Raw genomic sequence first — 25,453 nt, 5'->3', positions numbered from 1 at the left:
ATTTGTGCGGGTATATCTGCTCTATAAGGATCAATAATGAATTGAGGCGGTGTAAAAATGGCAGTGAAGCAAAAAACAATCTATGGGATTGTACTTGCTGTAGTAGTCATCACCCTGTTGGCATTATCGGGGGTGTTTCGGGCTAATGCTAGCGGAGAAAGCTGGTGGGATCAAGCGGATACCAGCTGGTATGACCCTGTATATACAACCTTCAAAATTGATACGAATCAAAAGCTTGCAGGCGTTGCTAAGCTTGTAAATGAAGGAGTTAGCGCTTCCGGAGCACCTATTGATGGATTTAAAGACAAGGTGCTGGAAATCGATCAGGATCTGGATTTATCCGATTATTTATGGGTACCTATCGGTACCGAGCAAAGACCGTTCAAAGGAACATTAATTGCCAAGGGCGGAGCAGTCTACAAGATTTCAGGTATGAAATTGACCGGAAACATCGCCTACGCTGGATTTATCGGCTACATGAACGGGGCTACTGTGGGCGGATTTGAGTTTACTGACAGGGGCAGTATTCATATTCAAACTGTAGGCCAGGATGTTTACGGCGGTACAGGTGTTTATGTCGGTACTGCGGTTGGTAAAATGGTGAACAATAGTACCGTTTACCAAATAACGAATCATATTGCCCTGGAGATAAACACTCCGGACGTCAACGTATATGCTGGAGGTATTGTCGGATCGGGTGAAGGAACGATTGCAAATTCCGTCAATAACCAGCCCATTCAGGTAAAAGGCACGAATATATATGCCGGCGGGATTGCAGGTTATGGCGACAATGAAGGTCTTAAAATCAAAAAAGTCACCAACAACGGCACGGTAGATGCAGATAGTCATGGTGTTGGAGATGTGTATGCAGGCGGGATTGCAGGCTTTGCTTCCGGAGCACTGTTGATGGATGAAGAAAATACACCCATTGCGAACAAGGCTGCTGTGACAGCAGTTAATGGCCGCAACAGCTATGCTGGTGGTATTATAGCTAAAGCAAGTGCAGAAGTGACTTTCTCCCCGACGACCTCCAATGAGGGAGCTGTCGATGTGAATGCCCCCGGGGCAAGCAGCTCCTACGCAGGGGGATTAGTTGGCGCAATTGCAGGGCAGCAGCTTAATCCGTTATTTGATATTACCTTTACAAACAATAAGCCTGTCACCAATCATGGCGGCTCGAACGTTTACACGGGTGGGATTGCAGGCTTTGTCGAGGGTTCCTTCATATGGGGGAAAAGCTATATAAACAGTGTGAACATTACGGTAACTGGCCATGAACATGTATACAGCGGCGGACTTCTCGGGAAGGTGACGGGAGATCTTACATTTAATGGATCTGGTCAGAACACCGGAGTGATTGAGGTGTCAGGCGGAACGCAGCCGCAGAAGCCGAATGAAGCCTATACAGGTGGACTCATCGGTTTTGCAGGTGGCCGGGTTTTATTGGAAAGCACGGTGAGCAATGCTTATGAGAACAGCGGCAAGATTACAGTAAGCGGCGGAACAGGCCTGTATACAGGAGGAATTGTTTCGAATAGAGCTTATGCAAGAGCTTCTGGCGAGGCCAGCAATAATGTGAGCAGCAGTGAAAACATTCAAGTAAATGGTGTATCCGGCATATATACGGGTGGCTTTATCGGAATTGTTCCAAATGAGGGAGCAGATAAAACGATATCAGGTGCAGTCTTCACGAAGGAGATACATGTCACAGCAACAGCTTCCGATCCCGCTCATAGCATCAGCACCGGAGGCATCGTCGGCTATTATGTGAATGGAAGCGGCAGTGGAAGTATTAATCAGAGCACCTTCCGCGGCAAGCTTGAAGTAACAGGCGGCGGCGCAGATACCTATACGGGCGGAATTAGCGGGTATATGGACGGTGGTTTGCTTAGCAATATCACCATTGGAAATACAGCAAATGATTTTGCAACTATCGCATCGGATGGTGTCGTTGGCGGTATCGCAGGATATATGAAAGGTTCTGTAGATACGGCAGCTGTTAAATATGCTGCTCTGACTGTACAGACAGCTGATGGGTTTGCTGGTGGAATTGCCGGGAAGGCCCAGGGACAAATAACGGGTGCAGTGGTCGGGGATACAGATTTTGCAACCAGTGATAGTGTAAGATTAGCTGCCTTGGTAAGAAATGCGGCGGATGGTCAAGACCATTTTACGGCCGGCGGCATTGTAGGTGTAAATGATCAGGCATTGACTATTGTCAAAAGCCAAGTTACAAAAATCGGCTTGATGAACCAAAGCGGCAGAAGCAGCTATACTTTGGGGGCAGCAGCAGGATTCCTATCCGCCGCTGCGAAGCTTGGTGAACCGGGTGTGCCTGTTGAGATCAGACAGGTCAATATCGATGTTAAGGCGGATAACAGCAGCGTCGGAGGCGCTATCGGTGTTAACCATTCTCCAGAGGTATATGTGAAAGCAGAACAGATTCAAATAACTGTCCCGGCTGCATCAGGAATCGTGGGGGCGATTGCCGGAATTAACGATGCGGTTATAGCGGATAACGATACAGAAGAGCATGTAATGATGGCCAAACAAATCACTATACAAGCTCAAGGGAACCAGAATCAAATAGGTGGTCTCTTTGGCGCAAATCGTGGCGATACAAGAGCGAGTCTCGTGGAAAATATATCTATTACCGCGGAGGGAACAGCTAACGAATTAGGTGGTATCGCGGGTAGGAACACAGGCTCTCTGCTAAAAAGCCAAGTTATGAATTTGACAATTGTGGCCAACGGTGAAAAGGCTGAGGCTGGAGGCATTGCCGGTCATTCGCAAGCAAACGAGAATAGCCAGGTTCCTGCGAGGATCAGCCAGGCTTCGGTTCTTGCAGGAGAAGAGGCTCTGATTACAGTAACGGGAGCGGATTCTTTTGCCGGTGGTATCGTTGGTTTTGCCAAGAGTACCGAGATTAAAGCACCTCAATTAAACGCAGTGATTCCCGATTATGCCATGCTGTCCATAAAAGCAGGGCGTGTAATGGCCGGAGGGATTGCTGGTCAAATTGTTACTGGTAAAATCGAAGGCGATGCGTTAAAAACGAATATAGACAATCTGTTGATTTCAACTACCAACGCGGCAGTTGATGCCTATATAGGCGGGATTTCCGGGTATAATGACAAAACAAGAATGGATAAAATCGTAGCCAAAAATGTGAATCTGATCATTAATGGCCAGAAGACGGCCGTTGGTGGTATGGCTGCATACAACCAGGGTACGAATACAGCTATAATCACTAGCAATTATATAATAGATCTTAATATTAAGGTGAACACTCCAGCGGCATCTTCAATTATCGGAGGTTTCATCGGGATCAATGATGCCAGGACAGGTGACCCAAGCTCTGATCCAGCTACAGCAGTCAGTACGATTCAAAACAGCCGTATTGTTGGAAATATTCAGGCTGATGCCCCAGCTTCCCTGACCGGAGGCATGGTTGGTGAAAACAGGAGTCTGATTGCTAACAACAGCATTACGGATAAAATCCTGGTTTCATCGAAGAAGAATGATAGTACCCTTGGCGGACTGGTCGGCTTGAATACAGGAGCAGGAACGCTTTATTATACGTATTCCAATGCCAATCTTACGATTGAAGGGAAAAATACACTGGCTGGTGGTCTTGTGGGCAGCAATGAAGGACAAATTATTGCTTCCTACGTTGACATCGATATTACGAGCAATGCTTTTGGAACCGAGAATGGTTCTGTGTTCTTAGGCGGACTGGTGGGCAGGAACAGCGGCGCCATAGAGAAATCTTACTCAGCTTCCAAGGTAACGGCTAACGGCAGCTATACAAATGTTGGTGGCTTGGTAGGTGAGCATAAGGCTGGTACTATCACAAATTCATATGCATCTAAAGAAGTTATAGCGAACAAGGATCATTCCTACGCTGGTGGCTTTATTGGCAGAATCACCTTTGGTACGGTTGCAACCAGCTACTCAGCTGGTCAGGTAACAGCTGCTAATGGCGCGTATGCGGGTGGATTTGCAGGGCGTTATGACAATCCAAGTAAAGAATTAATTTATAAAACTTATTATGTGAAGGACGAGGATCAGCATATTAATAAGGATTTGCCGGACTTCGCGGAAGGCAATCACCGTTTTCTTAATGTGCATGTGAGACTCAGCACCATTCTTTCCGCAACGCTTAAAGACAGGAACATCTTTCCTGAGCTTTCAGGATGGGATTTTGGCGCAGCTTGGAAATATGGTTCATTAAGTGCCTATTATAAATATCCCGAAGTCAACCGCATTGCCAACACAGGCGGAGACGGGGGCAGCGGCAATGATGTGAATGCGAACATCAACTGGTATATGCGGGATAAAGACGCCATTTACTTCGAACTGAAGACGGAAGCCGAGCTTGCCGGACTCGCAGCGATTGTGAATGGAACAGTTCCCGGAGTTGCGAAATTTGATTTCTCGGGCAGAACTGTTAGGGTATTGAATCCTATTCATATTCAGTCCAGTCAATGGGTGCCTATTGGCAGCAATGAAGAACATGCATTTCAGGGAACTTTTGCAGGGAATCATCATTTGATCGATGGGCTGAGCTTGTTACCCGATCATCATTTTTCAGGCTTGTTTGGGGTTATTGGACAGTCAGGCAAGGTAGAAAATGTGAAGCTGGAGCCTCTTAACGTGGCAGGAAAGCAGTTCACCGGAGTGCTTGCCGGGGTCAATCAAGGCATTGTCTCGCATATTGATGTTAAGCTGCTCAATGGGGTGAAGGTTAGCGGCGGTACCGTTGGCGGTATTTTAGGTAAAAATACAGGAACTTTAGAAGCCATTTCCTTGACCTTGGACGGCGGAAGCCGGATTGAAGGAACTGGGGACCAGGCGATTGCCGGTGGAATTGTCGGTGATAACACATTTGCCATCCAGCCTGCTATTTTCGATCTGAAGACGATCGACGGCAGTGTGGGAAGCGCCGCGGATCACGCGACGGTTGGCGGATTGATTGGAAAGCAGACCGGAGATGTCAGCGGCTTGAAGGTTGATATTACGGCATCATACAGGATCACATCCACAGGAACTAACAATATTGTTGGCGGATTAATTGGGCACTATGTCTCTGGTAAGGCGGAAGATGTAACCCTTACTTTCGTAGATGGCAGGCTGGAAGCAAGCGGAGCGGCGTCAACTCTTGGCGGATTGATCGGGCAATCTGATGCCGGCAATACGATCAAGAATGTGACAGTGACGGCTGCGCAGGAAGGCCAGCATTTGACAGGAAACGGAATTGTCGGTGGCATCGTTGGTGTCAAAGAAGGCAGCGGCAGCAATACGTTCGATGTTGAACATGTGAAAATCGAAAAGGTATTGCTTTCCACATTGTCAGAGAGCAGCCATGCTATTGTCGGCGGGATTGCAGGAAAACTGACGGATACAGCGATTAGTCATGCCATATTTAATGCAGTAATAAAGGCTGAAGGAGACAGTGTCACAGCCGGTGGTATCGTGGGGGATGGACAAGATTCAATCCTTTACCAGGTTGAGGTTTTACCCGACATGACTACCACAGCGAGAACGGGAGAAAATGCCGTTGGCGGAGTGGCCGGTATTATAGCTTCGAGTGATATAAATAAGGGCTTTGATTTTGGCCGTCTGACTCCGTTATACCGGGGCATCTATGAGGCAGCTGTTCATACAAAAGGGATTCAGGTCCATGGAGTGGACAATCGCACAAATATATTTGCAGGTGGAATCACGGGTAAACATTTAACTGCTTCCATTTATCATTCAAAAGCAACATCCGATCTTACGGTTAATGGCGGCAAATCTGCTGCTGTTGGGGGAATTGCCGGTTTCAGTGACGGGATCATCGTGAGCTCTTCCGCACAAAACAACATTCATGCTGATACAAGCAGTGTATATCAAGTTGGAGGCGTTGTGGGCAAGGCAGCGGGTGGTGAAATCCATTATTCGAACATGACCTCTCCTAAAGGAGAACAAATCACCGTAGGCAGCGCCATCACTAAACCGGGCTTTATACCGGCGGCGCATGTTGGCGGGTTTGTGGGAATGGCGGATCAAACCAAGATCACAAATTCTTATGCCGATATAGCCATCCAAGTGATATGCAGTAATCAAGACAATACCATTTATGCCGGAGGATTTGCAGGTTTGCTTGGTGATTCCGAGACGGCAGTTGCACTTATTCATCAAGCTTATGCCAAGGGAAGTGTAGAGGTACAAGGAAAAACAGGCGCCTATGCGGGAGGATTTGCGGGCTCTGTGGATCATTATACGATTACTGATGCCTACTCAACGGGCAATATTTCCAATATGGGCTTTGATACAAGAAGTGGAGGGTTTGCCGCCGCTGTGGAGCGAAAAGGCAGCATCAAGCATGCTTACGCGGTTCAGGACAGTGTAGTGACTACTGGAATCAACCATGCTACCAGATCCTATACTGGAGGCTTCGCAGGTTATAATGATGGCACTTTGGAAGATGTATTTGCGAATGTTTCCAATATTTCAACCAATGTGACAGGTGCCAATGCCTACAAGGGAGCCTTCATCGGCTATAACTTCAGAGACGGGAAGTTTTCTCTTTCCTCTTATGTGGGTTCCATAGCTCCCATTGGACACAACATAGGCAGTTCGACAGAGGTTGCTAAAGTACAAGCGGATCAAATTAACGCTTATGCGTTTGGTGAATGGAATTTCGAACCAGATACTTCTTTTTTAATCAATAGTGGAGCTGCGGAAGTTGTGATTGTTAATGGAAAACAGCTTGCTGGCGCAGTTCTCCTGTACAATGATACGGGTCTGGACTATTATCGCTTATTTAACAGAACAGCAACTGAGAAACCTGGTTTGAGCAAGATCATTCTAGGGGCTGATATCGACCTGACGAGCGTTCCCTGGATACCCTTTGCTGAGTTCAGAGGTGAATTTGATGGAAGAGGCTACAGGATCTCAGGACTCAAGCTAACGGCTCGCGGAGGTGCGGCTGCTAATGGTTTCGTATCTGAAAACTATGGCAAAATTACAAATGTGATCTTTGAGAATGCTCAGGTTGATGCGGGCACAGGAGTTGCCTTGGTAAACAGAATGAGCAGGATGACCGGGATTGCTGCCGGGATTAATCATGCGGAAGCGATTATCAGTGATGTGGTTATTAGAGGATCATCGGTAAAAGGAAGCGATTATACAGGCGGCCTGACTGGCTTGAATAGCGGCAGCATAAACGGGGTCGCTGTAGAAGCAAGTGTAACAAGTACAGGCAATTATTTGGGAGGCGTGACTGGCGCCAATGAAGGATTGGTGAACAAGTCCTATTCAAGTGGCACGATCCAGTTTGCCAACCCTGAATTAGTACTTGCTGTTGGGGGAATTACAGGTGAAAATAGGGCAGCCGGACAAATTACCCAATCTTTCTCTTATTCGGATATGGATATTTCCTCCAAACAAACTAAGGCTGGTGGAATTGCCGGTAGTAACCATGGAATGATCAGCAATACCTACAACTCTGGGCGGATTAAAGCCGAAGGCACAGAACAAGCTTGGGCTGGCGGTATTGCCGGATATGCTGCAGCTGGTACGATAAGCTATTCATTGAATTATGGTGAGGTTATCGCAGGGGTAGAGGGTAAGATTGTACCTGGAAAGACTTATTATGGCGGGATTACAGGTCAGAAGGAAGCTGCTGCGACAGTCTCACATACGGCCTTTAACAAGCAGATGTTAAAAACAAATACAGCCTATTTTGACACTGCAGGCAGCAGGATCACAGGGGAAACGGGCAGCGCAGCCGGACTGCTGGGCAAAGACCTTGTTAAAGCGGTGCTCCCCGGCAATGTGCAAGCTGAGAATTGGCAGGCTGTTCAAGGCTTTTATCCTTCACTTCGAGCATTCGGCGGATCGAATGCGGCCAAGCTAAGTACTGTGGCAGTTATTTTCAATGATGCTGAGCTGGTGAATCGTGTCAAAGGAAGCTTTGAATTAACCCGGGATGGAGCGGTTATTTGGACGGCTGATCCGGCTAAAGCTTCAATCCAGGATACTTCCGGAAAGCTGCAGGGCATCTTGAAATCGTCAGGTAGTGCAGTTTTGACAGCGGCGGTTCATGGAGAAAGCAGAGATATAGTGATTAATATCCCGGCCTTAAAGTTTAATAACACTGCGGCAAAACCAAAGGTGGTTTCTGGAGATGCGAATTTCAGTAACCAGGTATCGGTCGTCTTAGCAACGGATGAACCGGGAGGAAAGATTTATTACACTTTGGATGGCAGTCAGCCTGATGTTGACTCGCTGCTCTACCAAGGCCCGATCGTACTGAAAAAGACAACCACACTTCAGGCTATTACAATTGCTGATGAGAAGGAAAACAGTGAGGTGCTGACAGGCGTTTGGACCCTGCTCGTAAGCGGAGGCTGGGGCGGAGGCTTCTGGGGTGCACCACTTAAAGAAACAGAACCATCAATTACAGCCAATATTGGTTCAAAAGCGTTGGAAGCTAATAGTAAAGAGGCAGTGAAAGTGCCTAAAAACAGTAAGTTGAAATTAACAGCTCCAGCAGGTCAAATTATTTATTATACAACAGATGGAAGTACGCCTACGAAAAACAGTGCTCAATTTAAAGGGGAACTGCTTATCACAGGAAATATGACCATCAAAGCCATTACAGATAAAGACAGTAAGGTGATCACCATTAGCTATCAAGTTGAAGATGCCAAATATAATTTGAAGAGGGAAGCTAATCAAATCAAATATATAACTGGCTTTGAGAATGCTTTGTTTAAACCTGATACAGCCATGACAAGATTTAATCTTGTTGAAGTTCTGGCGCCTTTGCTGGATATGGAGGAAGTGAGTGTGGGAAGTACATTTAGTGATGCTGAAGACGGCGCCGCGGATTTAATTGCATTTTTTGCCTCAGCAGGCATTATAGATGGTTATCCCGATGGGACCTTCGGCGGCACAAGAGAGCTGTCCAGAGCTGAATTTATCGTGATCATGTCGAGGGTTTTGAAGCTGGATTTAAGCAGTAAAGGTAAAACGGTACTGTCTGATGTGAAGGGGCACTGGTCCGAAAAGTACGTTAATGCCTTTACCGCGGCAGGTTATGTGGAAGGCTTCCCGGATGGGACCTTCAAGCCTGAAAGCAAAATATCAAGGGCACAGGCTGTAGTCGTTATCAACAGAATCATCGGCACCAAAAAGCAAAGCCTGCCTAAGAAATTTATTGATTTAAGTCCATCTCACTGGGCCTATGAGGACATTATGGCCGTAGTGAAATAAAGGCTCAAGTAGAGGCGAGGGCTTGGGAAGGCGGTTAAGAAATGAAAAGAAAAATAATGGCTTTAGGCTTATTCATTACGCTGCTCTCCGGTATGATCTTCTATGTGAATGTGAATGCCGATACACCGCCTATTTACAATGCGGAGGAAATTTTTGAGCATTCCGCTGATGCTGTATTCTATGTCCGGATTCTCCAGAATGATGATACTGTAAAAGCGGTTGGAACAGGTGTGCTGCTATCCCCAGACGGGATAGCAGTTACAGCTTACCATGTTATTAAAGGGGCGGAGCGGATTGAAGGAACGCTGAATGACGGACGTGTCATTAGTCCGATAGAGGTACTGAGCTACGATGAGCTAAAAGATGTAGCCATACTGAAGCTGCCTGATCCGAAAAAAATAGCTGGCAAGGATAAAACGTATAAAGCGTATAATGTCCTTCAACTTAGCGAAAAAAGCGTTAAGCACGGGGAAAAAGTATTTGCCATCGGATACCCGCTCAAAAATACGCCTATCATTACAGAGGGGATTGTGAATACGCCAAAGGCAGAGATCAACGGAAGAGATAGAATCCTGACATCGGCGCAGATTGTAAGCGGCATGTCCGGAGGACCGATTCTGGATCAGCAGGGGCATCTGAAAGGGATTATCTCCGGCTCTATACGGACAATGAATAATATCCATCTTGTTATTGACACCAAAGATTTAAGAAGCTTACTTCCGGCAAAATTGAAGTAATCCAGTTATTTTGCAAGCTTATAGTGGAGAGGGTTCTTCTCTTCATCTATAGGCTTTTTTTATTGTTATTAGAGAAGCTGCTCTTCATCCTAAACAATCTAAATGTAGGACTGTTTACACTGGAATCGGGACCGGCAAGCCTGTACAATAGGTTTCAGAAAGCGGGGGAGAGCCTCATGCTCAAGGAACGTATCGAGCTGTTGTGCAAGAAGAAACAAATATCGCGGAGAGATCTTGTGGAGGGACTCGTCACGCAGTCCCATTTTGCCAACATATTGGCAGGAAGATATCCGTTCGCGGACGATTTGGCGGAGCATATTGCGGGCCGACTTGGCGTTCCCATTACCTATTTGACCAATGCCGCGGCGGATGATGAACAGACGATGGAGCGGGCGGAGCGTATTTTCCAGACCATGTCCGGGCAGGCGGTATCCGAAAGTTACGTGGATGCTCAGGAAGATCGGGATGATACAATCGTCGTAGAGCTGACAACTTCCTTAATGAAAGCTGTTTATTACCAACAAATGAACAATCAGGCGGCCTATGATTATTTGCATCAATCCTACTTGAATCATTATTTGGAAAAATATGGAATAGCTGATGATGTTGATGTACCGCTGCCCTTGAAGAAAGCTCTCCTGCTATATAAAGTCCAGTATTATCGCTCCAAAGGCCGTTACTACGATGTGCTGAACGATGTTAACCGCTTAAGCGGGCTTGTAGAGGCGGGAACAGAAATATGGCTGACGGCGCAAAATATCAGGATGGAAGCCTACGTTCTGCTGAAGCAGTTCGAACAGGCTAAGCAGGTGTTCGAGCAGACGATGCGGCAAATCGTGGATGACCGGCTGTTTCACCGTCTATCCGGGCTGTATGTGGCGTACAGCGGATACTGCTTCGCGATGGGACTTGTGCAGGAAGCTTTGCGGGCTCTTTCGATGGCTGAAGCCAACCTTGTTTACTTGGAGCAGCCGGGCGAAGTGGTCACGACGATTATGAACAACCGGATTGTTATGCTGACGATGACGGGAGAGCCGGATAAAGCATTGGAGGAAATCGTCCGCTTCGAGGCCATGATCGCCAATGAGCCGGAGGAATCTCGACAGCTGCTTGAGCCGGTGACGACCATTTATCGGTGTGAAGCCGCTTTTGCCCAGAGAAACTGGGGGTTGCTTTTGCAGGGGATTGAGCGGTTGCGGATATGCCATACCGGCACGGATCAGAAGATGGCCCTGGACTTTTATGAAAGCCAGTTGGCACTTGCCCAAGGGGATATGGAGACGTTTCAGACCCGTGCACTGGAATGTCTGCCCTATTTTGAATCCACTGGACATGCGATGCGTCTCGAGCAGCTATACGAATCGTTGGCAGTCGTTTCTGAAGAAGGGCGCCGCTACAAGGAATCGTCCATTTATTATCGGAAGCTGGTGTATCTGTTAAGAAATAATGGCGGTAATGGAGGAGCTTCCGGCCAGATTTAAACAAAACTTTGAACGATTGGAACCATTAAATGGCGGGCAAGACCGGAAATTTTGCAAAGTAAGCCACATTTCGAAAAAAATGAAACGTTAATCTGAAGGGAAACTTACGTTATTACTCTCTTGTTTGTATGTCGCTGAAGCTATTGTAAGCTTAACGGCGGTCTTATACACTTAAAGCACAACGACTAACCAAACAAAAGAGAGGCGTGAAGCATATGTTCGGATTCGGAAAAAAGAAAAAACCGCAGGATGCTCTGAAGCAGGCGGATAATCTGATGAATAAAGGATTGACGGGGTTACTTATGAAAAGTACGGTGTCCAAAGAACATAGGGACCGCATCAACCAAAGCCTGGAGACGGCAAAACAAGCACAAATGGCGTCGAGCGGCAGCGTGCCGCTTAGCGCAACCGCCATCGTCGTATCGGTAGCCGATACAGGAAAGCTTATCAATTTCGATCCGATCGTCGTCCTCGTATTGGATGTTATAGAGAATGACGGGAGCACATACCGGAAGACCTTAGAAACGCTCGTATCGAAAATCCAAATCCCGCGCTCAGGAGATCGGGTCGGCTTGGGCCATAATCCGGCTAATCCATCCGAGCTTATGTATATGGGGCTTCTGTCGTAGAAGCTCCTGGAACCTTCTTCCTTATTACCGATGTATTCATGAATATTGCACAAGTATTGTACAAGTCTACTAAAAAATGCGAGCTTAAATTCAAAACAAGGCTGCCCAGTTATTGGGCGGCCTTGTTTTGTTCCTATCAGGTCGATTTCAGATCGTAGAGGCCGTTCTGAAGCGAGAGGCTGGCGGAGCCTGTTTCTGTACCTTTAATTGAGACCCTGGTGTTAAAAATATCTGGTACCCGATCGTCCGGAAACCACGGCCGCTGCTTGTCCACCACAATCAACACGCCTTCCACGTCGCCGAGCGGCGCGAATTGCTTTCCGTCCCCGCCCCACAGACTAAGCTGGAACGCATCAGCAAGCTTCTTGGCGGCATCCGGGACATCATCGACAGGAAGCCCAATCTCGCTAATTCGAAGTAGATGTTTTGGTCCGAAAGCCTCGGATGCCGCATTGTCGAGCGTATGGTGAGCGATGAACTCGATCAGGTTGTCGTCCGGATCATAGAAGTAAAGTGCTGTTGCGTTCCAGCTCTCAAAGGGGAACTCATCTTGTCCGGTTTTGGAGAACAATGGGATACCCAGCTGGATTACCCATTGTTTGGCTTCTGCGAACTTATTCGTTGGAATCGTAAACGCAACGTGATAAAACGCGTTATCCGTAGGGGAGTTTTCTCTGAAGGCAAGAACCGATTCTCCGGCTTGGAAAGACAGCTGAGATGGCTGATCCTCAAGAATTTCCAGGCCTAAGAGAGAGCCGTAAAAGGTTTTCATTGCTTCGAAACGGTGTGTGCCTAAAAGTACTTCAGTTATTTTCAATGGAGTCACCATCCTTATGTAACAATAACTTGTACTTAATATTATATCCTTATTCGGAAAATATGGCCATTGAGGGGCTTTTCTACAGGAAGCAACCTATATTGGCAGTCCTTTTGAGCGCGTGCTTCACTTAACGATGTTTTTCATCGTTAAAGTAAGAGTTCCAGGTCAATCCGTCACGTTAATGATGATTTTCATCGTTAAAAGAGGGCAGATGGCATCTCAGGATGGTTAAAAGGGATTTTAACGATGTTTTTCATCGCTAAAGCAAGGATATGGAGGGGACCCAGTGCTTTTAACGATGAAAAACATCGTTAAAGTAGCAGATCCTTCTCAACTGCGCGCGCTCCTCATGCCCAGCGCCTGCGCCAGCTAGGAAATCTCCTCTAAATCAAGAGAAAAACCCTTGCTGGCTGTCCGTTTGAACTTGGTATTCGTGCTATTCGTGCGATTGTAGCTAGAGAGAGGGAAGGGGTGTGGGCGGAAGAGCGCCAGCGTCCGCCTTTAAAGATTTGTTCCATCCCCTCATCCATTCCATTAAAGGGAGCAAATATTTAACAGCGGCTGGAGCTCACATCTCTTCCTCCGTAATGCGCCAACGCCATGAACACGCTCCTCAAAGGACACCGCAGGGTGTTTTTCTTCTTTTTCTGCATGTTTATTTAAAGGAAAATATATACAATAGAACATATGTGCGCTATAATAGTCGTGTGGTGTATGTAGAATATCAAGATAAATAATTATTGGAGGGAATAAGCTTGAAATGCAAAATCATTGTTGAAAAAGAATTAAAGTTAGTTGGGGTCGAAATAATCTGTCCTTTCACTAGCATGGAAGTAGAAATACCTGATGCTTGGAAGTCCATGAAAATTCGGAAAAATGAAGTGTCTGATCGAAGAAACGATGATATTTTATATGGAATGTACCCACAATCAAGTGATAGTCCAGACACCAATAAATGTTATTATTACATTTGTGTTGAGGTTAATTCCGTTCAAAATATTCCTCCAGAAATGATTCAAATTACAATACCTCCTCAAAGATATGTATCTTACAATTATCGTGGTCCAATTAAAAACTTTAATAGTGCCTATGAGAGAGTTAATTCATTTATAGAAACTCAAGGATTTGAACATAATTTGAAAGCGTTTGTATTAGAAATAAAAGGACCTGCGGCAAATTTGTTGGATAAAGAAACAGCTGATAATGAGATTGAGTTACGCATTCCAATTTTAGCATCGAATTGATGTTGGGATATATATGAGATCATTAATTTTAGGAGGAAGCGAGTGATGCAATTGGAAAATGAAAAGAAAGTAGTGACAATAATTAATTCTGATATTACTGGTTCTAGATTTAAGAATGTTAGGGCAGAACAACTCACTTTTCAATGTTCCAATCTAAGTGGGATGAAGATGAACGATGTCAATTTGACAGGAATGGACATCTCCGATGCAAATTTGAGCGGACTCGTCATTGACGGGGCGCAGTGGGGAGGTGCACTTTTTCTTCATCTCGGGTACTCTGACAAGGATCAGCCAGAATTAGCACAAATCGAAAGCAATCCTGTGCAGTTCTCCCATTGTTCTTTAAAAGAAGGCGTGTTTGCAGAATGTAATCTAACGAATGTGAAGCTGGAGGATTGCGACATTTCTGGCTTGGAGATAAACGGCATTAATATCGAAAAATTAATCAGACAGCATGCATCTGCTGCAGAAAAAATGGAAATAGACCAAGAATTTGAACAAAGGGAAATGCATCGAGTATCTGAAGTAGCATGCATAAATCTTCCAGTAAGTAACGTTGAAGTATCTACAAATTGGTATGTTAATCATTTAGGAAGTACTATAATGCGGGAACCTCAAAGATTCCCAGACGGGAATGCTAACTCGCTAATTAGGCTAGGTAAAGCAGGTCCTTCTGTTTGGCTGCGTGAATCTACTGAACAAGTTAGTATGAACTTTTCAATAAATAGCGGAAGTAACTTAACTATATTCGAATTACGTACAGAAAATATGAATGATTTTTATGAGCAGCTAAAGAGAGAAAACGTGAATATTACAGAAATAGAAGACCACGGGGTTTGTGGTAAGACTTTTAAAATTATTGATCCTGATGGTAATAAGTTCACTATTCTGGAGTGTTAAAACTATGTTGGAAGGAAAACAAATGTTTTACCTTATAGATGCTGAGGGAAACCGAGTTAATGTCTGGAATTGCAATTAGAGTAATGACCATTTCAAAAGAGTAATTAAATCATTTTTATGGGGGATTGCCAGTGGAACCGAATGTTGTTTTCAAAGAAACGTTTATGGTTGTAGGAATGAGAGTTGATACCAGAATGGTCGAGAATCAGATACCTGAACTATGGCAAAAATTTTTACCAAGAATGGACGAAATCGTACATCGGACCAACCACCATGATACATATGGAATTAGTGAATATAGCGATAATTATGTTGACGAATTTTTTACTTACTGGGCATGTGCTCCTGTAAACAGCATCGAAGTAGTGCCTGATGGAATGATTTCCAAAACAATTCAAGGGGCTTTATATGTGGTTGTGACGCATAAAGGGAAGTTGGAATCAATGGGTAAAGCATTTGAATTTATTCATAACACTTGGCTGCCCAATTCGGGTTATCAGCTCGATGAAAAAGACAGCTTTGAACTGTATGGAGAAAGGTTTCTCGGAGGTGAAAATGAACAATCTGAAACCGATATTTACATTGCCATAAAAGCATCAAATTGACCCTGTTGGAAATATGTTTTCCGTATTAAAATAAAATTTAATTTTGAGGTGAGCAAATTGGAAGAAAATATTAAAGCGAAAGCAACATTTTACGATGGTTTGCAGGTAAGGCTTGTATCGGACTTGGAAAAATCATTAGCTTGGTACCGTGATGTGCTTGGTTGTGAGGTCGATTATTGGGGACATGCTGTAAGAGGAGGAATGAAACTAATCCTCCAGCAGGCTAAGGATTCAAGTGATGTCAAGCCCAATCAACTATCAGCAAAACGGGATAATTATCCGACAGATTGGGAAGGGCCTGATCTAGGCTGGGACACATTTGTCCATATAAATTATGAAGAGCTTGATTTACTAATAGAAGAAATGAAAGCCAATGGAGCCAATATTATTTTAGGACCTATTGAAAAAACTCATAGTAATGACGTGACCTTTAAAAATCTCTACATTCAAGATCCTGATGGTTACATTATTGTTTTTGGATAAATGATTGATAGATGGAGGGTGAAGTTCATGAGTGAACAAGACCAAAAGGCAGGACAAGCATCGGATGTGCAAATCGTCCAGCTAGAAGAAATGAAATTTGTAGGTTTTCCAGTTGTGGTATCATTTAAAGATGGCGATTTTAGCAAAATCGGGAAAATGAAGCAATTGTTTATGGAACGAAAAGGTGAAATCAAACATGCCGTTGATCAGGAGAGCTATTGGTCACCTTGGTACAGCTGCGAGTTGATGTTTACATACTTTTACTGTCTGAGGGTCAGTGAACTGGCGGACATTCCCGAAGGAATGAACGGGTTTACGATACCAGGAACCAAGTACGCTGCCGTTTCCTATGAAGGGCCACATCCAATGGGCCCTGATCCATATGAGCTGTTGGCCCAGTATCGTCAGGCAAATCAAATAAAGCAAAAAGACAATGGCATGGTCATTGAAAAATATCGTTTTGATCAAGAATGCCTACCAAATGAGTACATCGCTCTAGAGGTATACGGTCCTATAAACTAGACTCAAACATTATCATGCTTCAAGTTTGAAGCATGATTTGTTATTAAATATTTAGTCCAATGACGGTGGCAGCTTGCGCGGGCTGAGAGTCAATGCCCAAAACAAAAGGGCCAAAGCACTGACAGAGGCTCCGAGCAGGCACACTCCGTTCCAGCCAGCGAATGCATAAATACGGGTTGAAGCGATTGATCCGGTGGCGCTGCCGATGGAATAGAAAATCATGTAGCCAGCGGTCAGCCGGCTGCGTGCCTCCCGGCGTACGGTATAGATCATACTCATGTTGGTGACATGCACGGCTTGCACTGCCAGATCAAGGAGGACAACACCAATGATTAATGCTAGCAGGGAGTGTCCTGTATAGCTGATTGGCAACCAGGATGCCAGCAGCAGGACAAGAGAGATGCCGGTGGTCTTTTGTCCTAGACCTTGATCAGCGAGCCGCCCTGCCCGTGCTGCCGCTAACGCTCCAACAGCTCCAGCGAGACCAAATGCTCCAATCGCGGTATGCGAAAGAGACAGCGGCGGTCCGCTGAGAGGCAGCACGAGTGAAGTCCATAATATGCTGAACGCGGTAAAAATCAATAGAGCCAGCACGGCACGGATACGTAGAATTCGTTCTTGCACGAATAGTGCGAGGACCGAAAGAAGCAGCTGCGTGTAGGACAGTGATGCTTTATGGCGCTCATCAGAAGGGAGCACTCGGAACAACGCTCCAGCCATGATTAGCGTTAAGGCTGCTGATGCGAGATAGACCGAACGCCAACCTGCTAGATCGGTTAATAGGCCAGCAAAGGTTCGTGCTAGCAGAATACCGATTACGACACCACTTGTCACCAAGCCGACTACTCGTCCGCGCTCGGCAGGGGCAGCCAACGTCGCGGCGAACGCAACAAGTACCTGTGTCACTACGGCTAGCAATCCGACGGCTGCCATACCAATAAGCAGCACAGTGTTGGTAGGGGCGAGGCCAACTACGGTCAAAGCCAACACGGACAATAGCATCTGACCTGCGATCAGCTTGCGTCGATTTATAAGATCACCGAGCGGTACTAGCAGAAGTAGTCCCAGTGCATAACAAATCTGAGTAATGGTAATGACAATGCCAATGGAAGAATGAGTCATATGGAACTCGTTGGCGAGTGCGACCAGAAGCGGTTGTGCGTAGTAGATGTTTGCAACAGCCAACCCGCAGGCGATTGCAAACAAGAGTGCCACAGAACGAGACATCGAAGAGACAAGAATTGATTTGGAACCGAGTAACTCTTCTTGTGTTGCTGCCGCTTCTATGCCGCAAAAAGAGTCAGGAATAACTGTGACTTTATCATCCATCTTCTTCATTTTTTCAGACACCCCATTTCCAAATTTAAATAACATACTCAACGGTATGAAATTATTTGTGGTAAATATAACTCATTCATTTGTGTAATGTCAATATAATAAGTTCTATTCAACAATTATTTGACAAGCGATCTATCGTAGAATAAAATTATAACATACTGATCGATATGAAATGAGGGGTATGTTATGGCTAGGCCGCGTGAATTTAATGAGGAGCAGGCATTAGATTTAGCCATGCAAATATTTTGGGAGAAGGGATATGAGGCTACTTCCTTAAGTGATTTAACTTCCAGAATGGGTATACAACGGCCAAGCATATATGCAGCCTTCGGAGACAAGAAGGGATTATTCGAAGCTGCGCTGCGTAAATATACACGAGCTCATGCTTCCTACGTCCGAACCACACTTCAAAACTATACTTCTGTAAAAGAAGCATTTCGTATTTTTTTTGAGGGACTGGTGGCGGAAGCCTATAAAGAAAATCTTAACAAGGGATGTTTTTGCATCAATACGATGGTGGAGCTGGCGCCTCATGATGCAAAATTCGAAATCCTCACAAGGGAGCATCAAATGTATCTTTCGGCAACGTTCCAAGAAACGATTGAGAGGGGGATACGAACCGGTGAGCTTGAAGCCAGCCTGAACGCCAAAGCATTGGCACAGACACTAGTTGTTTCGTTAATTGGAATTACCGTAATGATGAAATCTTGCCCGGAACGGTCATTTGTAGATAATTCTGTAAGGGTAACACTTACTTTGTTAGACTAAGCCCATTGGAGGTCACGTAAATCGTGGTTTTTTTCTTTAAAATTAACAAATTACTAAGTTAAAAAAACACTCCGCCTCAAAAGACAAGGTGGAATGTTTTTTTAGACTATACTAAACTTGCGGGTCAATATTATGGTTATGACGGAAAAAGTTTGTAGGGTCGTATTTCTTTTTTATTTCTATTAGTCTCTTGAAATTGTCCGCATAAGAATCTTTCGTTATTTGGGTATCAGCGCGAACGGTATTTAAATAAGATGACTTGCGAAGCGAATATGGCAGCATCGTCTGATATACGGATTCGATCCAATCCTTGCACAGCTGAGCTTCTTCCAGAGGAAAATCGACATCGAACAAGAGAAGGAAAGAAGCATCCCGAACGGCAAATGCCGATGCGTCGGAAGGCACACGATTCATTTGGCCGTGACACGCCCAGAATTGAACCAATACAGATGGTCGTGGAATTTGCTCAAGTTTACTTAGCAGAGTATCAATCGTATCATCAGTTAATTCTTTAACAAAGAGTGACGTTCCATAAACGGGAACATCTTTCGGAGCCATCAAGTCGAACTTTCTCTGTAACTCCTTAAAAAGGACGATGCCCGTTTGATCCACGATCGGACTAGCTAACTCGCGTAATGGTTGAACAGCCTTTTCTCCATCCGCCTTATCACCTGCATATAATCCGGCTATAATGATTACTCGTTTGTTATGCAAGTTCTCAGGCAAGCCCGGAGTGGCAGGTAGTTGGACGGCCATCATATTAAAGGATACTTCGTCAGGTGCATACCGCAAAAAAGCCTGCGCTTTTTGCAAAATCTGTTTCGCGTCCTTATAATCATACATCACATCGACCGCAAGAACCTCAGGTCCGAGAGGGTAAAGCTTGAATTCGAAGGAAGTGATAACTCCGAAATTGCCCCCGCCGCCACGAATAGCCCAATAAAGATCGGGATTCTCCTGCTCGTTGGCTTGAATCTCCGCTCCGTCAGCAGTAACGATTCGCACAGCTGCAATATTATCGCTAGTTATGCCATATTTGCCTCTTAGATAACCGAGCCCACCGCATAAAGCGAGCCCCGCGACACCTGTTTCTGAAACGGTTCCTGTAGGAGTCGCCAAACCGTATTTTTGCGTCTCCGCATCGACATCACCTAGAGTTGCACCTGGTTCAACAATAGCTATGCGATGCTCGGTATCGACAGAGACCTTGCGCATATCGGATAAGTCTATCATGATACCTTGATCGCAGACTCCTGTCCCAGCCACATGATGACCGCCGCCGCGAACCGAAACCGGGATCCCTTTATCTTTGGCAAATCGAACGGCTGCGGCAACATCGGAAGTGGTCTTGCAAACCAAGATTGCTGCCGGGTATTTGTCGATGAAGGTATTCCAAACCTTCCTTCTATCGTTGTACTCTTTATCCTCTGGTAATAGGAGATATCCGTTAATTTCAGCTTTTAAAAGATCAAACAAATTAAATTCCTCCCTGGGTTGTTCGTTATCTAATAAACAGGTATGTATACATCGCATCCGGATACTTATTAAACATATTTGTTTATAAAGTATAAGATATAGCTTGATAAATACTTTGTCAATATTTTTCTTTAGAAAGTAAGTGCTGATGTAGTGATAGACATTCGAAACAGAAAGCTTGAACAGAAAAAAACCACCCAGAGAAGGATGGTCCAAGTGTGGATGAAACATGGTGGAAATACGAACATAACGGTTCCTTTACACCTTTAACAATAAGGTATCCCTTTACTACAGCACTAGCGGCTCGTCTTTCAAACTGTTTATTTCAGAGGCAACCCCTCTAAAAAGTCTCAGTTTTTTATGATGTAGTTCATAAATATGCTGACAATGGCTTGATACAGTATCATCATGAGTAACAATTACAAAGGTCATGCCCTTTTGATGTAGTTTGTCAAAAATTTTTAAGATGAATTCCTCAGTTTCCTCGTCCAATGAGCCAGTGGGTTCATCTGCTAGAAGTATAGCAGGTTTTTTGACAATTGCCCGTGCAATCGCAACGCGCTGGCGCTCTCCGCCTGACAAGGTAGAAATATGTCTTTTCATAATATGTTCGATTTCTAAATCATACAATACACTTTCCACCATGCTTTTTACCAGCTTTTTGGGTAGCCTAAGATACTGCAATGGAAGTGCAATATTATCGTATACATTTCTATCGTCTAGCAAATGAAAATTTTGAGTAACAAAACCAACATTTTTTCTGCGATATTCTGCTTGTTCGTTTACAGTCAGTGTTGAAATATTTCTACTTTTAAATAGCATTTCTCCCTCATCGAAAGGAAGCAATCCTCCTAAGATATTAAGTAAAGTAGATTTTCCGCAACCGCTTTTGCCCTTAATGGCGATTGAATCTCCCTCATATATTCTAAGATCTAAATTTTCTAAGATTTCCTGATATTTAGTTCCATTTTTAAAACGTTTTGTGATTCCAGAGAGTTCGAGCAACATACTATTTATTTTCCCCCTTCATCTTCGTTATGCAAGAAATTTACAATAGGATTGAATATTAATTTACATGTAGGCAATAGACAAGCGATAATGCTCATAACGATAACAAGGATTAGTAAATAAAACTGTGTTTTATAATCTCCAATTTTTAGTATTTGGTTTAATATAATAAAATTAGTTGAAAATGCTGCGAGCCATATAATACTAATTTCTCTCCATTGCATTCTCACAAGATGCCATTTAGTTGCTCCATTTATGAAATGTGTAGCAAAAAACGATAATCGTCTATTTTGTTGCAACAATAAAATTATATTTATCATGATTAAGTTTAAAATAAAAAAAGAAACGAATATAGATTGTACTAACATCTTATCTTCTTGTAAAACTGTCATCAGACCTCTATACTGTTGGAAATGAGGATTCAGTCCAATAAATGAGTACTCAAAAGAGGCCTTTTGGGCAATTGCTTCAATCCTTTGCATCATGTTTTGAGTAGAGGAAGGGTTATTCTCAGTTACAACATACCCATTAATCATGGCAAAATAGCTAATTTGTTCAAATTTCTCATCAATATCTGATGTCGGCTGCTTTTCATAATCTATATAGGGAAGGAGTATATATCTGTCTAAAAAAAACTGTGTATCATTTTTAAAATAAACATTGCTATTAGGCTCTAAAAATCCAATGATTTTTATAGGGATGGTTTTTTGATAATAATTGATAGTTAATTCATCACCAATCTTATACACATCCCGATATGAATTACCTAACAAGACAGGCATTATTTTTTGAGTATCACTAAAATCTTGTTCGTCCCAGATTTCTCCTTCCGACACATCCAGCCCGAAAAAATCAAGAGCTTGCGCATTCATTTGAAAAGATTTAACAGCTGTATATAACTTATCATTGATTTCTTGTTGGTATTTTTCCCTGCCGTTCTCATACCCTTCAATCATTTCCAAAGGAATTCCTTCATCTTTTATTAAAATATGATGATCAAACATAGAAAGGAACTGAAAATCATTTGATGTATGGAGTTCTTTATAAAAATTTTTTAAGCTATTTAAATAATCAGGGCGGCTAGTAAACTTTTGGTATTCATCACCATCATAATAACGGTCAATAAGTTGATATATAGCTTTTCCTTCATATATTTGCTGAAGATTTTTGCTTTCATAGTTAAGTTCTTCAATAAAAGCAATGAATGTCCCTAAAATAATTAAAAATAAAGTGGTTTGAAGGTAAAGGATTAATATCATTATCTTATATTTTTTTAGATAAAACTTAAGCTCATTTAATATCACTTTTTACTACCCCACTTCTCGAATTTAAGTTATTGCTCCAAATAAATGAACTTAAAAGAATCCAAGAAATTGAAAGAAAAAGGATGACACACCAGACCATTTGATTCAGTATTAATACAGATTCCGAGTTAAATACAATAAAAAGTATAATTGATATAAGGGTTCCAATAAAAATATTCAAGCTCGTTTTAATAAAGATGTTTCTATGTATAATTCTTTTTGAAATACCCAACAAATAAAGCACATACATATATTTTTTTTCTTTTTCAAACCAATATCGTAAAAACGCAAATATACTAAAAAACAAAAGAAGAGACATCTCAAGCAGTAGCAAATAATAAAAGAAGGGTATATTTGCTTTTCTGAAAATTCCTTTTTGTATACTTTCGATGACAGTAAGTGATGGATTAATATCTAGAATGTGATGTGTGATCTTCTTCACTGTGGATTTACTGTCACTGTCTAGAATTATTCTCATGCCTGTTGTTACGGGAGTTTGATTAGGCACATAAAGTAATATTAAATAATCAATCGAACTTGCAAATGAAGCCCCCATAACACCTGTCACTTGATAATCTTCTCCCTTAAAAGTTATATATTTCATACCGTTATGTTCTTTTACATATTCGAGCATTTCCTGCCCAATAACCGCCTTAGAACCTTCATCTGTCTCTGCGAAGAAACGACCAGATATCATTGGAGGTGACCAATCTCCTTTATTTTCCAATATAAGTCGAAATGTTTGGTTATATTCCATAAAAACTCGATAACTGGATTTCGAAAGTGGGGTTGGTAGCCATTTTTGATCATCTTTAGTGACAAATACTGCATAATGATTGGTATAAAGTTCATTGGATAATTCGTAGTATTTTTTTTGTTTACTAGAATATAGCTGAAAAGAAAAACAGAATAAATAAAGACAAATAAAAATAAAGATGAAAGCTACATCTCTTCTTTTGAATGTAAACATGTCTTTCCTCATTTCACTGAAATAAAGGCCAAAGGCTACTTCATCTAACTTAATAGATAAAGTAACCTTTCATTACTTACGCATATTGAATTTGAAGAAAGGTATGAGGGAACAGCAGCTGCAATAAGAGAGAGGCTTAGTAGTGAAGTACTAATCACAATCTAATTCCACATTATATTATATTTACTAAATATTTTCAATTATAATCCAATGCTGGACACCTAAACCACAACTAAAAAGAGCGACCCAATCATCCCAATCGCACTAAAATTATTGAATAGTAGGAAGGGTGCTATTAGCGGCGGTGGAAAGGGGGGTGAGAAATTACGGAAGAAGTTTGGAAGTAGCAACTCTGAAAGATGATGAGACGATTATCACGCTTCCAGGAATGAGGCTTGAGGATTCGAAGCTAGTAGGAGAATTTACAACTAATATAATAGGAAATTTATGAGAAGAATAAAATCATGGGAAACAGGATATATAACTCGCATCATGTTTAGCGAAAATTCCCAATACATTTCCCATAATTATAAATAAAGCTAATTTTAGAAGTTTGTGAGTCAATCCATCAAAACAGCTTCTCCCTGCCATCAACCCGACTTTTTGATTTTCCACTTAAGGAAAAGTAAGTCCATATGCGGAGCAGCCGTTCCACAGGCCCTGAGTTAAATCGTGTCAGATACCAACGGCTGGCAAAGAGCTGCCCGATATAGATGACAAGAGCGAGTCCGCAGCCGGCGATCACACCAATCTTGTTGAACCATCCAAGCCCATAGCCATAAAAGAGCGTCGTGCAGATGACCGACTGCAGCAGATAGTTTGTCAGGGAAAGCTTTCCGAGAGCTTCGAGGCGTACAAGCCAAGGCGATGATTTCGCTGCCGCGAAAAGCAGGGCAAAGGCAAAGATATATCCGAGAGCCAAAAGATTTCCGCCGATCGTATCACTTGCAATACTCCAGCCTTGCCCGGGAAACAGGTGCTTTAGTGATTTCAGCAGCAGTCCTGCGGGAAGGAAGAGCAGCATGCGTTTTAAATAAATACTCCGTTCGCTGTCCGGCTGCTTGAACCATTGCTTCTTTGCGGCATACATACCAAATAGAAACAAGGGTGCAGTCATAAGTGGAGCAATAAGCAGCAGAATAAAAATCAGGAAGCCATTCATTCCGAGCGGATCTTGCGTGTTGCGGTGGTGCTTGATTTCCTCATATGTGCCCGTTCCATAAATGGTAATGGTTTCTTTTACGTAGGTTTCCATGCGAGCATTGTCGTCCACTTTGGAGGGATCAGAAGGATTGTCAGGTACAAATCCCATCAGGCCGATCAGAAACAATAAAATCGCGCCCCATATTAGCAGTGTTTTCGCTTTCCGATTCATAAATAGAAGGAGAAAAAAGCCCATGAAGCCGTAAAAGGTTAAAATATCACCTTCCCACAAATAAGTGCTATGCAGGATGCCAATAGCAATTAGCATGAGAAACCGGCGGCTCAAATAACGCTTAGGCTTCAATCCTTTGGCCTCCAGGCTTTCCTTCATCTTGATCATGCCATAACCGAAAAGGAACGCAAAGATAGGCATAAAGCTGCTTTCGATTAAGATGTTTACAAGGATTTTAGCGAAGGAATCCGCTTGCGATAAGGCAAACAGCTGCATTTCGTCCTTTCCCCATAGGCCATACTGAAAAATAAGCATGTTCGCTATCAAAATACCAAGGAGGCTGAACCCCCGCATGCTGTCAATGATGCGTACTCTGTTTTGCTGTTCGACCAATTGTATCACCTCGAAAATGACTATAGCATCCCGGATTGAAGCTCTCCTAAACGTTTCCTTAACGTGACCTAAATTGAAAAGGGCTTTGTTTAGCTCGAATTAAGGTGCTTTTGCTATAATACCAATGGAGGGATTG

General features: G+C 43.4%; 19 protein-coding genes. 12 read left to right on the top strand and 7 right to left on the bottom strand.

The genetic code is table 11. From position 1 onward, the window contains the following. Nucleotides 1-57: 57 nt before the first annotated feature. From J2Z66_RS17030 to J2Z66_RS17015, 4 genes are all read left to right on the top strand, one after another. Nucleotides 58-9,264: a chitobiase/beta-hexosaminidase C-terminal domain-containing protein gene (locus J2Z66_RS17030; RefSeq protein WP_209972653.1), complete on the top strand. Its 9,207-nt coding sequence runs from the start codon at nt 58-60 to the stop codon at nt 9,262-9,264. A gap of 41 nt (nt 9,265-9,305) precedes the next feature. Next, complete coding sequence (locus J2Z66_RS17025) at nt 9,306-10,001, top strand: S1 family peptidase (protein WP_209972652.1); 696 nt, start codon at nt 9,306-9,308, stop codon at nt 9,999-10,001. A gap of 176 nt (nt 10,002-10,177) precedes the next feature. Next, entirely contained in the window at nt 10,178-11,482 is a 1,305-nt protein-coding gene (locus tag J2Z66_RS17020) for a helix-turn-helix domain-containing protein (RefSeq protein WP_209972651.1), read from the top strand. 215 nt (nt 11,483-11,697) lie between these two features. After that, a complete protein-coding gene (locus tag J2Z66_RS17015; RefSeq protein WP_209972650.1) occupies nt 11,698-12,111 on the top strand; it encodes a basic helix-loop-helix domain-containing protein in 414 nt (137 codons plus the stop codon). Nucleotides 12,112-12,247: 136 nt separating this feature from the next. Here the strand turns inward: J2Z66_RS17015 and J2Z66_RS17010 are convergent, their stop codons facing one another. Then, entirely contained in the window at nt 12,248-12,937 is a 690-nt protein-coding gene (locus J2Z66_RS17010; RefSeq protein ID WP_312894625.1) for a VOC family protein, read from the bottom strand. 467 nt (nt 12,938-13,404) lie between these two features. On the opposite strand from J2Z66_RS17010, the gene J2Z66_RS17005 reads away from it, so the two are divergent. From J2Z66_RS17005 to J2Z66_RS16980, 6 genes are all read left to right on the top strand, one after another. Then, nucleotides 13,405-13,668, top strand: coding sequence for a hypothetical protein (locus J2Z66_RS17005; RefSeq protein ID WP_209972648.1), 264 nt, complete (start codon nt 13,405-13,407; stop codon nt 13,666-13,668). 18 nt (nt 13,669-13,686) lie between these two features. Next, the gene (locus J2Z66_RS17000) at nt 13,687-14,175 is read left to right on the top strand and encodes a GyrI-like domain-containing protein (protein ID WP_209972647.1); all 489 of its coding nucleotides are present in this window, start codon (nt 13,687-13,689) and stop codon (nt 14,173-14,175) included. Between the two features lie 45 nt (nt 14,176-14,220). Further along, the gene (locus tag J2Z66_RS16995; protein ID WP_245375629.1) at nt 14,221-15,075 is read left to right on the top strand and encodes a pentapeptide repeat-containing protein; all 855 of its coding nucleotides are present in this window, start codon (nt 14,221-14,223) and stop codon (nt 15,073-15,075) included. A 131-nt stretch (nt 15,076-15,206) separates the two neighbouring features. Next, nucleotides 15,207-15,680, top strand: a complete 474-nt coding sequence (locus J2Z66_RS16990) for a GyrI-like domain-containing protein (RefSeq protein ID WP_209972645.1) — start codon at nt 15,207-15,209, stop codon at nt 15,678-15,680. A 57-nt stretch (nt 15,681-15,737) separates the two neighbouring features. Further along, nucleotides 15,738-16,163 carry a VOC family protein gene (locus J2Z66_RS16985; RefSeq protein WP_209972644.1) on the top strand — a complete coding sequence of 142 codons (426 nt, stop codon included), beginning with the start codon at nt 15,738-15,740 and terminating at the stop codon, nt 16,161-16,163. A gap of 27 nt (nt 16,164-16,190) precedes the next feature. Then, nucleotides 16,191-16,685 (top strand): GyrI-like domain-containing protein, encoded by a 495-nt coding sequence (locus J2Z66_RS16980; RefSeq protein WP_209972643.1) that lies wholly within the window; start codon nt 16,191-16,193, stop codon nt 16,683-16,685. A gap of 51 nt (nt 16,686-16,736) precedes the next feature. Here J2Z66_RS16980 and J2Z66_RS16975 read toward each other — a convergent pair whose 3' ends face one another. After that, nucleotides 16,737-17,912, bottom strand: a complete 1,176-nt coding sequence (locus J2Z66_RS16975) for an MFS transporter (RefSeq protein ID WP_245375627.1) — start codon at nt 17,910-17,912, stop codon at nt 16,737-16,739. Between J2Z66_RS16975 and J2Z66_RS42690 the strand changes: the two genes are divergently transcribed. Both J2Z66_RS42690 and J2Z66_RS16970 read left to right on the top strand, forming a co-directional pair. Then, nucleotides 17,854-18,111: a hypothetical protein gene (locus tag J2Z66_RS42690; protein WP_245375639.1), complete on the top strand. Its 258-nt coding sequence runs from the start codon at nt 17,854-17,856 to the stop codon at nt 18,109-18,111. The genes J2Z66_RS16975 and J2Z66_RS42690 overlap by 59 nt on opposite strands. Before the next feature lie 98 nt (nt 18,112-18,209). After that, on the top strand, nt 18,210-18,791 hold the full coding sequence (locus tag J2Z66_RS16970) for a TetR/AcrR family transcriptional regulator (RefSeq protein ID WP_209972642.1): 582 nt from the start codon (nt 18,210-18,212) through the stop codon (nt 18,789-18,791). Between the two features lie 111 nt (nt 18,792-18,902). Here the strand turns inward: J2Z66_RS16970 and J2Z66_RS16965 are convergent, their stop codons facing one another. From J2Z66_RS16965 to J2Z66_RS16945, 5 genes are all read right to left on the bottom strand, one after another. Next, nucleotides 18,903-20,267 (bottom strand): FAD-binding oxidoreductase, encoded by a 1,365-nt coding sequence (locus tag J2Z66_RS16965; protein WP_209972641.1) that lies wholly within the window; start codon nt 20,265-20,267, stop codon nt 18,903-18,905. Between the two features lie 288 nt (nt 20,268-20,555). Further along, nucleotides 20,556-21,275 carry an ABC transporter ATP-binding protein gene (locus tag J2Z66_RS16960; RefSeq protein WP_245375620.1) on the bottom strand — a complete coding sequence of 240 codons (720 nt, stop codon included), beginning with the start codon at nt 21,273-21,275 and terminating at the stop codon, nt 20,556-20,558. A gap of 5 nt (nt 21,276-21,280) precedes the next feature. After that, the gene (locus J2Z66_RS16955) at nt 21,281-22,579 is read right to left on the bottom strand and encodes a hypothetical protein (protein ID WP_209972640.1); all 1,299 of its coding nucleotides are present in this window, start codon (nt 22,577-22,579) and stop codon (nt 21,281-21,283) included. Beyond that, nucleotides 22,566-23,549 carry an ABC transporter permease gene (locus tag J2Z66_RS16950; protein ID WP_209972639.1) on the bottom strand — a complete coding sequence of 328 codons (984 nt, stop codon included), beginning with the start codon at nt 23,547-23,549 and terminating at the stop codon, nt 22,566-22,568. The genes J2Z66_RS16955 and J2Z66_RS16950 overlap by 14 nt, the downstream gene beginning before the upstream one ends. 568 nt (nt 23,550-24,117) lie before the next feature. Further along, nucleotides 24,118-25,317 carry a DUF418 domain-containing protein gene (locus J2Z66_RS16945; protein WP_209972638.1) on the bottom strand — a complete coding sequence of 400 codons (1,200 nt, stop codon included), beginning with the start codon at nt 25,315-25,317 and terminating at the stop codon, nt 24,118-24,120. Nucleotides 25,318-25,453: the final 136 nt, after the last annotated feature.

Source organism: Paenibacillus eucommiae, assembly GCF_017874215.1.
GTDB classification, from domain to species: domain Bacteria; phylum Bacillota; class Bacilli; order Paenibacillales; family NBRC-103111; genus Paenibacillus_AI; species Paenibacillus_AI eucommiae.
The sequence above is the reverse complement of the archived record's forward strand: the minus strand, read 5'-3'. Positions and strand labels throughout refer to the sequence as shown.

What these genes read in the sequence shown, in the direction of transcription:
- J2Z66_RS17030 (WP_209972653.1), top strand. Translation starts at nt 58, where the DNA reads ATGGCAGTGAAGCAAAAAACAATCTATGGGATTGTACTTGCTGTAGTA.
- J2Z66_RS17025 (WP_209972652.1), top strand. Translation starts at nt 9,306, where the DNA reads ATGAAAAGAAAAATAATGGCTTTAGGCTTATTCATTACGCTGCTCTCC.
- J2Z66_RS17020 (WP_209972651.1), top strand. Translation starts at nt 10,178, where the DNA reads ATGCTCAAGGAACGTATCGAGCTGTTGTGCAAGAAGAAACAAATATCG.
- J2Z66_RS17015 (WP_209972650.1), top strand. Translation starts at nt 11,698, where the DNA reads ATGTTCGGATTCGGAAAAAAGAAAAAACCGCAGGATGCTCTGAAGCAG.
- J2Z66_RS16995 (WP_245375629.1), top strand. Translation starts at nt 14,221, where the DNA reads ATGCAATTGGAAAATGAAAAGAAAGTAGTGACAATAATTAATTCTGAT.
- J2Z66_RS16980 (WP_209972643.1), top strand. Translation starts at nt 16,191, where the DNA reads ATGAGTGAACAAGACCAAAAGGCAGGACAAGCATCGGATGTGCAAATC.
- J2Z66_RS42690 (WP_245375639.1), top strand. Translation starts at nt 17,854, where the DNA reads ATGTTTGCAACAGCCAACCCGCAGGCGATTGCAAACAAGAGTGCCACA.
- J2Z66_RS16975 (WP_245375627.1), bottom strand. Translation starts at nt 17,912, where the DNA reads ATGTCTCGTTCTGTGGCACTCTTGTTTGCAATCGCCTGCGGGTTGGCT.
- J2Z66_RS16970 (WP_209972642.1), top strand. Translation starts at nt 18,210, where the DNA reads ATGGCTAGGCCGCGTGAATTTAATGAGGAGCAGGCATTAGATTTAGCC.
- J2Z66_RS16960 (WP_245375620.1), bottom strand. Translation starts at nt 21,275, where the DNA reads ATGTTGCTCGAACTCTCTGGAATCACAAAACGTTTTAAAAATGGAACT.
- J2Z66_RS16950 (WP_209972639.1), bottom strand. Translation starts at nt 23,549, where the DNA reads ATGTTTACATTCAAAAGAAGAGATGTAGCTTTCATCTTTATTTTTATT.